This is a genomic window from Noviherbaspirillum aerium (assembly GCF_008929045.1).
GTDB classification, from domain to species: domain Bacteria; phylum Pseudomonadota; class Gammaproteobacteria; order Burkholderiales; family Burkholderiaceae_D; genus Noviherbaspirillum; species Noviherbaspirillum aerium.
On record NZ_VFAH01000030.1, the window covers coordinates 57,211 to 65,905 of the forward strand.

Sequence of the window (8,695 nt, forward strand, 5' to 3'; positions counted from 1 at the left end):
CCGCCGCTTTTGTGGGTAGCTAGATGGGTAGCCAGAATGATTTTCGAACAACTGAATTTCCTTCTAACCCGCACGAACGCTAGCTTCTTAGATAAATATGAAACTTGTCACGTGGAATATCCAATGGGGGCGCGGCGTCGATGGCCGGGTGGATCTCGACCGCATTATCGACCATGCGCGGCGCTTTACTGATTTTGATGTGCTCTGCCTGCAGGAGGTGTCGGCCGGCTTTGCCGATCTGGCGGGCAACGATGACTCGGACCAGTTCGCCGGCTTTGCATCGCGGCTTCCGGAATTCATGCCTGTTGCCGGTATCGCCACCGACCTGCCTGATGGCATGGGCATGGGCAAGCGCCGGCGCTTCGGCAACATGATCCTGTCCCGCTATCCGGTGCGGCAGACCTTCGCTCACCTGCTGCCGTGGCCGCCGCAGGCCGGCGTCAAGAGCATGCAGCGGGTGGCGCTGGAAGCCACGCTCGAGACGCCGCTCGGTCCGCTGCGGGTGACAACCACGCATCTTGAATATTATTCGCTGCAGCAGCGCCGGGCACAGGTGGAGAGGCTGCGGCTGCTCCATCATGAAGCATGGATGCACTCGCAGAACCAGCTGGTGGGAACGCCGTCCGACGGGCCGTTTCATGTGCCGCAGCGGGGCGGTCCGGCCATCCTGACCGGAGACTTCAATTTCCTTCCCGATTCATCCGACAAGGCCCTTCTGACCGCCAACATCGACGGCGAAACACCCGCTTACCGGGATGCATGGGAAGTGCTCCATCCTGCAGCCTCCCGGCCGCCCACCGTTGGCCTGTACGACAAGGAGCAATGGCCGCAGGCGCCATTCACCTTCGATTACATTTTTGTCAGCAGCGATCTGGCGCCGCGAGTCAGGGAGGTGCGAGCGGACCCGCAGAGTGATGCGTCCGATCACCAGCCGATGATGATCGACATCGCTTAGGCTGCGCTTGTTCAGCGGCGCGAGCGGCTCGGAATTGCGTCGGGTCGCGTATGCGACGCTTATCAAACACCGCCTGGAGCGAAGTCGCGACATTGGCCGCGGCTCAGCCGCCCTTCGGCAGCGCGCCGGAATCGATTACCCGCAGATGGGTCAGCCTCCATGCTCCTTCCGGCGCAAGCATGCGCACGCAGGTGCCCGCCACCTCGGCTTCATACTGGTGCTCGGCCTCGTCGTACAACTCCAGGTAGGCATGGAAGGAAAGCGAATCCGAACCGGTTGTTTCCTCGGCGGACACGATGATGGCGCCGATGTGCGAAGGTCCTTCGAGATTGGCCTGTTCACGCGCGGTGCTACCCTGGCCGCTGCGGTCCACCGCTGCGGCAATTTCCTTGTCGAGATAACGAATGGCTTCCTTGGCTGCATTGGCCGGCATGCGTTCTCCTGCAGAGATGACAATGTCGGTGTGACCGTGCATTTCCGCGCAAGTTTAATGCCCTGCTCTCCGCGCTTAACAAATCGCAACATGATGGCAGGAGGACATATCGCTCCGAGCGACGACGGCGGAAGCGCAAGGAGATGCGCGATCAGGAGCGCTTGAGCAATGAGGACAATCGCGGTGGAATGATGGAAGCGGATGATGCAAGAGACCGGCGTGGCGAAGTGTTCCGCCACGCCGGTGATGATGCGGTGCGTGCTGCCTTATCCGGCTGACTTACCAGACGGCCTTGCCGCTGCCGTCCTTGATCTGGCCTTTCCAGCTATCCTGCACCAGCTTGACCACGGGTGCCGGCATGGCAACGTAATCCAGGTCGGCCGCCATCGCACCGCCGTTCTTGTACGCCCAGTCAAAGAACTTCAGCACTTCCTTGCCCTTGGCGGAATCGGCCTGGCTCTTGTGCATCAGGATGAAGGAGGCTCCCGTCATCGGCCAGCTGCTCTTGCCGGGCTGGTCGGTCAGCACCACGGCGAAGCCCGGCGTCTTGGCCCAGTCGGCGCCGGCTGCGGCTGCCTTGAAAGTCTCGTCGTCGGGCTGCACGAACTGGCCGTCGCGATTCTGCATCTGCGTATGCGACATCTTGTTCTTCTTGGCATAGGCATATTCCACATAGCCGATCGAATTCTTGATGCGCTGCACGTTGGCCGACACGCCTTCGTTGCCCTTGCCGCCCACGCCGGTCGGCCATTTGACCGCGGTGCCGGAGCCTACCTTGGACTTGAACTCGGCATTGGTCTTGGACAGGTAATCGGTGAACAGGAAGGAAGTGCCGGAGCCGTCGGCGCGATGGACGACGGTGATGTCTTCGGCCGGCAGCTTGACGCCCGCGTTCAGCGCCGCGATCTCGGGAGCATTCCACTTGGTGATCTTGCCGAGATAGATGTCCGCCAGCACGCCGCCGGTCAGCTTCAGCTGGCCCGGTGTGACGCCGTCGATATTAACGATAGGCACGACGCCGCCCATGATCGCCGGGAACTGCATCAGGCCGTCGGCTTCCAGGTCTTCTGCCTTGAGCGGCATGTCGGAAGCGCCGAAGTCCACGGTCTTCGCCTTGATCTGCTTGATGCCGCCGCCGGAGCCGATGGATTGATAATTGAGGCCGGTGCCGGTGACTTTCTTGTATTCCTGCGCCCAGGCGGCATAGATCGGATAGGGGAAGGTCGCGCCCGCACCCGTGATGTCGGCCGCCGAAGCATGGGAAAACGCGGCTGCCGCAATCGCCATCGCTCCGAAAGATTGAATGAACTTGCCAAGACGCATGACTACTCCTTCTTTGTGGATTATCAAAACGTTGGCAACGATACCCACGAATTGTGACCCGCCGATGACGTGAAGGCGGCTGGAGCGGATTGCAGGTGGCTGTATGGAAGAATCGGTTTTCCCTGGGATGCAGGGCAAGGCGGGAGGAGCGCCGTGTGGCGGGCCGCACCGGCGACGAACAGCGCGGCCAGGCGCCCAGGGCAAGCCGAGGCGACCGACCATTCACCTGCAATCCGCTCTAGGGCTTGAGATTGATGGTGGAATCGCATGCCGTGGCCAGCCTGTCATCGTCATGACATGACGCCGGGCTACCATGCCTGAAATGAAGCTCATGACACCGTCGATCGAACTCGCATGCCTGAATCATTTTCCGAGACCGTGATATGCCCGAGCCCCGGCGATGTGCCGGACCTGGTTCTGCGGCCTTCCGCCATTTATGCAAAGACCGCGCGCGGGCATGAGGAAGTATCGCTGCGCTCGTTCGGCCTGTCGCCCAAGCAGCGCAGGGCACTGATCATGATGAATGGCAAGAAGGATCTGGCGGCGATCGCCGGCTTCATTCCCTTGCCCGAATTGCGGGAAACCGTGCCCTTTCTCCTGGCGGAGCTGTTCATTTCGGAAAGGAATGACGAGGCGGTTCCTTCTTGCGCGAAGGAAGATGGCATCCGGCGCGCCGCGCTTGCGCCGGTCAAGCAAATGATGGCCGCAGCGGCAAGCCGCCATCTCGGCCTGCTTGCCGGGGATCTTGTCAGGCGCATCGACAATGCCGGCGATCGCGAGGCATTGCAGTCGGTGGCGGCCTACTGGCACCTCGCCATCCTGGAATCGAAGACCGGCACCGGCAAGGCCGGCGCTTACCTGGAAGAGGTACGGCGGGCGATCGCCGCGCTATGACAGCGTGACAGTGGCAATCGCCCGGCAGGCTCAACGGCCCGGCCTGAAGCCGCCTAGCCGCTCGCTCCTAGCCGTTCTATCCAAGACGCCTGATCAGCGCCGCAGTGAATTGTTCGGTGGATGCCGTTCCGCCGAGGTCGCGTGTACGCACCTTGTCTTCCATCAGCGTGGCCTCGATGCCGGCGCGCAGACGGGCGGCCAGTTCCGGCTTGCCGGCATGGTCCAGCATCAGGCCCGCAGCCAGCATCAGCGACACCGGATTGGCAACGCCCTTGCCGGCGATATCCGGGGCCGAACCATGCACGGCTTCGAAGATGGCGCCGTGCTCGCCGATGTTGGCGCCCGGCGCCAGTCCGAGACCGCCCACCAGGCCCGCGAGTTCGTCGGACAGGATGTCGCCGAACAGGTTGGTACACAGCAGCATGTCGAACTGCCAGGGGTTGAGCACCAGCTGCATCGCGCAGGCATCGACGATGCGGTCATCCACCTCCACCCGGCCCGCATAGTCTTTCGCCACCTCGCGCGCGGCTTCCAGGAAAATGCCGGTCAGCGCCTTGAGGACGTTGGCCTTGTGCACGATCGTGATCTTCTTGCGGCCGTTCCTCACCGCATACTCGAAGGCAAAGCGCGCGATGCGGCGGCAGCCGTCGCGGGTATTCACACCGGTGGACACTGCCACGGCGCGCGGATCATCGCCGACAGGAATGAAATGCTCATGCGCGACATAGAGGCCCTCGATATTCTCGCGCACCAGGACAATGTCGATGTTTTCATAGCGGCCGGGAATGATGGTCTTGGCCGGGCGCAGATTCGCATACAGCTTGAACTCTTCACGCAGGCGGACATTGACCGAGCGGAATCCGCCGCCGACAGGCGTTGTGAGCGGGCCCTTGAGCGCGAGCCGGGTGCGGCGGATGCTGTCGAGCGTTGCCGCGGGCAGAGGATCGCCGCCGGCTTCGATGCCGGCCATGCCGGCATTCTGGATTTCCCATTCAAAGGGCGATCCCAGCGCCGCCAGTACGTCGACCGTTGCCTTGGTCACTTCAGGTCCGATGCCATCGCCCGGAATCAGGGTTGCCGGTATGCCGGTGCGTGCGCTTTCCATTGCTGCCTCCTTGTTGTTTGATCGTCGCGTGAAGGCGTGTCACCCACCGGTCTCCAGAGGCAACAGGGTCCATGCGTTGCCGGCCCGGGCGCAGCGAAGCGTCATGGCGGTGTTTCGGCAAGGAGCCGCAACCCGCGTTTCGGCGCGGATGCCTGGGTGAACCGGTGGATGACACGCCTTGATACCTTTGCATGATAGCTGCTGAATGCTGTCATCGGGCTTTCAATGCAAGCGGTCATGCCCGGCATCAACGTGCTCCGGAAAGGTGCATGGCCGGAAGGGAAGAGCAGCATGCGGCATCAGTATCGATGTCACGCCGATCCCGCGCGAGCCCATGCCGGATGAGATCGATGCATTTTTTCGGCTGGCAAGGCCATGTGGGTGGATCAGCATTTCATGGCAGCGCGATGGACGAGCTTATGCATGCGATTTGATCCGGGAGAATTCGCCACACTCCGTTGCCAGTGATGAAGCGATTGTTCGATTTGATGATACACATTTTCACTTAGTACATTTTAAGTACAATATATTTCCCATTTTGAGCCGGTTCCGCACTACACATATTGTACTTGACACTATTTTAGAACAATTCTACAGTGTGCCCGTTCGCTCCCGACGGCCTTGCGATGACATCTGTCCATCAGCGATTACCGGAAGGCGATCGAACAATGCCGCATCCTCGCTTCACCGTTCCGCACAATAACTAGTAATTCAAGTGGAGATTTAATGAACAAGACAATCATCGCGCTCGCAGCGCTGGCCGCCGTCTGCGGTTCCGCCGCCGCCCAGACCAACATCACGATCTATGGCGTAGCGGACGTCGGCCTGACACGTAGCGACACCAGCACGACCGAAGCTGTCTGGGGCCTTGGCAGCGGCATTCAATCCGGCAGCCGCATCGGCTTCCGTGGCACCGAAGACCTGGGCGGCGGGCTGTCCGCAATCTTCACCCTGGAAAATGGCTACAACATCGATACGGGCGCGCTGGGACAAGGCGGACGCCTGTTCGGCCGCCAGGCTTTCGTCGGCCTGGCAGGCGGATTCGGTACCGTGCGCTTTGGTCGCCTTGATACGCCGCTGCATCGCGCCCTCGACACCATCGATCCCTTCGGCACCGGCCTTGCAGGCGATATCGAATCCGTGTTCACCGCAAATGGCCTGTACGCCGCCGGCACCGATATCGGCGCGGAGAACGTGCGCATGGATAACACCATCAATTACGCAACGCCGAACTTCGGCGGCTTCAGCGCCCAGATCGCTTACGGGTTCGGCGAGGTCGCCGGCAGCACCTCGGCCGGGCGCCAGCTTGGTTTTTCCGGCGGCTATGCGGCGGGTCCCTTGACCGCGCTGGTCGGCTACCATGACAACAACAATGCGGCCGGTACCGCGGACGGCAAGACCGCTTTCGTCGGCGGCGTCTACGATCTCAAGGTCGTCAAGCTGCACGCTGCCTATGCGAACAACGAGAGCGAGACCTCTGCCGGCGTGACCACTGCGAAGAGCCGCGATGCGATGCTCGGCGTGAGCGCACCGGTAGGCCCGGGTACCGTGATCGCTTCCTACCTCCGCCACGATAACCGGACCGGCGCAGGAGCCGATGCCGACAAATGGGCACTGGGTTATACGCATGCGCTGTCGAAGCGGACCAATCTCTACACATCGTACGGCCGCCTCAACCGCAAGCCGGCGGGCGCCGTGGATACCAGCGTCTTCAACGCCGGCATCCGCCATCGCTTCTGATCGGACGGCGTAACATCGGCTCCCGAATTCGCCAGGCAGATGCAAAGCCGTCTTGCGGATTCGGGAGAAGGGATGTCATGCGGTGCCTTGCATCGACGCCCCTGTCGTCGCATCGAGCCGGCCATTACCGGCCATTGCCGGCATTGTGCCCTGCCCCTGATATCTGAAGCGCCATGGGCATTCTTCCTGACCGGACACCGGCGATCAAGCCGCTCGCCGACCAGCCGGCCGACGGGGACGGCGTGCACGTTATGCATTCACGCCCTGCGCCTGAACATTGAACTCAATATGTCCGCCACCTCCCCTGCCACCTTGTCCCCGCATTCATGCATGGACCTCTTCCTCACGTTTTCCATCATGGCCTTGCAAGGCTTTGGAGGCGTGCTTGCGGTCGTGCAGCGCGTACTTGTGGAGCAGAAGCGATGGCTGACCAATGAACAGTTTCTTGAAGACTGGGCCGTGTCGCAAGTGATGCCGGGTCCCAACATCGCAAACATGGCACTGATCTTCGGCAGCCGCCATTTCGGCCTGCGGGGTGCGTTGGCGGCGCTGGCGGGTCTCTTCACGGTGCCTCTCATTGCGACATTGCTGCTTGCATTTTTCTATGCGAAATTTTCCAGCTATCCACAGGTCGCCAATGCACTGCGTGGCATGGGCGCGGTTGCCGCCGGCATGATCATCGGCATGGGTCTCAAGCTTGCCTCCGGCCTCCGCAAGCATCCGCTAGGGACTCCGGTTTGCGTACTTCTCGGCGGCGCCAGCTTCGTTGGCGTCGCCCTCCTGCGCTGGCCTCTCGTCTATGTGCTGCCCTCGCTCGGATTGATCGCCTGCGGCGTGACCTACCTTAAAATCAAGCGCTGAAAGACTGCCGATGAACATGTCCTGGATGGATTGGCTGGCCTTGTTCGGGCATTATGCGCAATTGTCCCTGCTCTCGATAGGCGGCGCCATCACGACAGTGCCCGAGATGCACCGTTTCCTTGTCGTGGAACAGGCCTGGCTCACTGATATCGAATTCAGTACCTCGATAGCCATCGCGCAGGCGTCACCCGGCCCCAATGTCCTGTTTGTCGCCGTGCTTGGCTGGAATGTCGGCCTCAATGCCGGCGGCATCGGATACGGATTCCTGGGAGTACTGCTGGCCATGCTGGGCATGCTGGGGCCAAGTACGGCCGTAACCTACTTTGCAGTTCGCTGGGCACTTCGCAACCACACTCTTCCATCGGTCAGAGCCTTCAAGCTCGGGCTGGCGCCGGTGGTGGTCGCACTCCTCATTGCATCCGGCTGGATCATCGCGACATCGGGCAGCCGGTCATCCGGGGACTGGCCTTTGTGGCTGCTCACCGCCTTGAGTGCCATTGCCGTCTGGCGCACCCGGATTCACCTGCTGTGGCTGCTTGCCGCCGGCGCCGCAGCTGGCTGGTTCGGCTGGATTCATTTGTAGAACATGCGCCCGTATCCACGCCAATCAGGTCATTGCGACCATGGACAGGGCACGCAGGAAAAGGCTGCGTTGCCAAAAGAAGCAGCCGCTGCTGCGCAAGGCCTCGACGGGCAGGCACGAAGCCTGATGCGCCTGTTCTCCGAATACCGCCTTCCCGCGCCGGCAAGATGAAAGGGACCATGCCGGCCCCTTTCGTTACTACGTCCGTCGTCTTCAGAACTTGCTGAATGCCGACCGGCCTGCATAGGAAGTCGCGGAACCGAGGTCTTCCTCGATGCGCAGCAGCTGGTTGTACTTAGCCATGCGGTCCGAACGCGACATCGAGCCGGTCTTGATCTGCAGCGCATTGGTGCCAACCGCGATGTCGGCGATCGTTGCATCTTCAGTCTCGCCCGAACGGTGGGAGATCACGGCGGTATAGCCGGCGCGCTTGGCCATTTCGATGGCGGCGAACGTCTCGGTCAGCGTGCCGATCTGGTTGATCTTGATGAGAATCGAGTTGGCGATGTTCTTCTGGATGCCTTCGCGCAGGATGCGGGTGTTGGTGACGAACAGGTCGTCGCCCACCAGCTGCACCTTCTTGCCCAGCGCGTTGGTCAGCGTCGCCCAGCCTTCCCAGTCATTTTCGGCCATGCCGTCTTCGATCGAGATGATCGGGTACTTGTCGCACCAGGTCGCCAGTAGGTTGGTGAAGTCGGCCGATGACAGCGACAGGCCTTCGCCGTGCAGCTGGTACTTGCCATCCTTGTAGAACTCGGAGGCGGCGCAGTCCAGGCCCAGCGCGATCTGCGTGCCCGGCTC

Annotated in this window: 9 protein-coding genes; 5 read left to right on the forward strand and 4 right to left on the reverse strand. The window is 61.5% G+C overall.

Features of this window, described 5'->3' with window-relative positions:
• Nucleotides 1-97: 97 nt before the first annotated feature.
• Nucleotides 98-955, forward strand: a complete 858-nt coding sequence (locus FH061_RS26455; protein WP_151638827.1) for an endonuclease/exonuclease/phosphatase family protein — start codon at nt 98-100, stop codon at nt 953-955.
• 103 nt (nt 956-1,058) lie between these two features.
• On the opposite strand, the gene FH061_RS26460 is transcribed toward FH061_RS26455, so the two are convergent.
• Nucleotides 1,059-1,388 carry a hypothetical protein gene (locus FH061_RS26460; protein ID WP_151638828.1) on the reverse strand — a complete coding sequence of 110 codons (330 nt, stop codon included), beginning with the start codon at nt 1,386-1,388 and terminating at the stop codon, nt 1,059-1,061.
• A 279-nt stretch (nt 1,389-1,667) separates the two neighbouring features.
• On the reverse strand, nt 1,668-2,711 hold the full coding sequence (pstS, locus tag FH061_RS26465) for a phosphate ABC transporter substrate-binding protein PstS (protein ID WP_151638829.1): 1,044 nt from the start codon (nt 2,709-2,711) through the stop codon (nt 1,668-1,670).
• A 354-nt stretch (nt 2,712-3,065) separates the two neighbouring features.
• Between pstS and FH061_RS26470 the strand changes: the two genes are divergently transcribed.
• Nucleotides 3,066-3,605: a hypothetical protein gene (locus FH061_RS26470; RefSeq protein ID WP_151638830.1), complete on the forward strand. Its 540-nt coding sequence runs from the start codon at nt 3,066-3,068 to the stop codon at nt 3,603-3,605.
• A 76-nt stretch (nt 3,606-3,681) separates the two neighbouring features.
• Here FH061_RS26470 and FH061_RS26475 read toward each other — a convergent pair whose 3' ends face one another.
• On the reverse strand, nt 3,682-4,710 hold the full coding sequence (locus FH061_RS26475; RefSeq protein WP_151638831.1) for an isocitrate/isopropylmalate dehydrogenase family protein: 1,029 nt from the start codon (nt 4,708-4,710) through the stop codon (nt 3,682-3,684).
• A gap of 726 nt (nt 4,711-5,436) precedes the next feature.
• Here FH061_RS26475 and FH061_RS26480 point away from each other — a divergent pair.
• The 3 genes from FH061_RS26480 to FH061_RS26490 all read left to right on the forward strand — a co-directional run bounded on the left by FH061_RS26480 (nt 5,437) and on the right by FH061_RS26490 (nt 7,894).
• Nucleotides 5,437-6,450: a porin gene (locus FH061_RS26480; protein ID WP_151638832.1), complete on the forward strand. Its 1,014-nt coding sequence runs from the start codon at nt 5,437-5,439 to the stop codon at nt 6,448-6,450.
• 330 nt (nt 6,451-6,780) lie between these two features.
• Nucleotides 6,781-7,311: a chromate transporter gene (locus tag FH061_RS26485; protein WP_225984904.1), complete on the forward strand. Its 531-nt coding sequence runs from the start codon at nt 6,781-6,783 to the stop codon at nt 7,309-7,311.
• 16 nt (nt 7,312-7,327) lie between these two features.
• Nucleotides 7,328-7,894 (forward strand): chromate transporter, encoded by a 567-nt coding sequence (locus FH061_RS26490; RefSeq protein WP_192805270.1) that lies wholly within the window; start codon nt 7,328-7,330, stop codon nt 7,892-7,894.
• Between the two features lie 213 nt (nt 7,895-8,107).
• Here FH061_RS26490 and eno read toward each other — a convergent pair.
• Nucleotides 8,108-8,695: phosphopyruvate hydratase (eno, locus tag FH061_RS26495; protein WP_449866999.1), on the reverse strand; the 588-nt coding region annotated here is incomplete at its 5' end.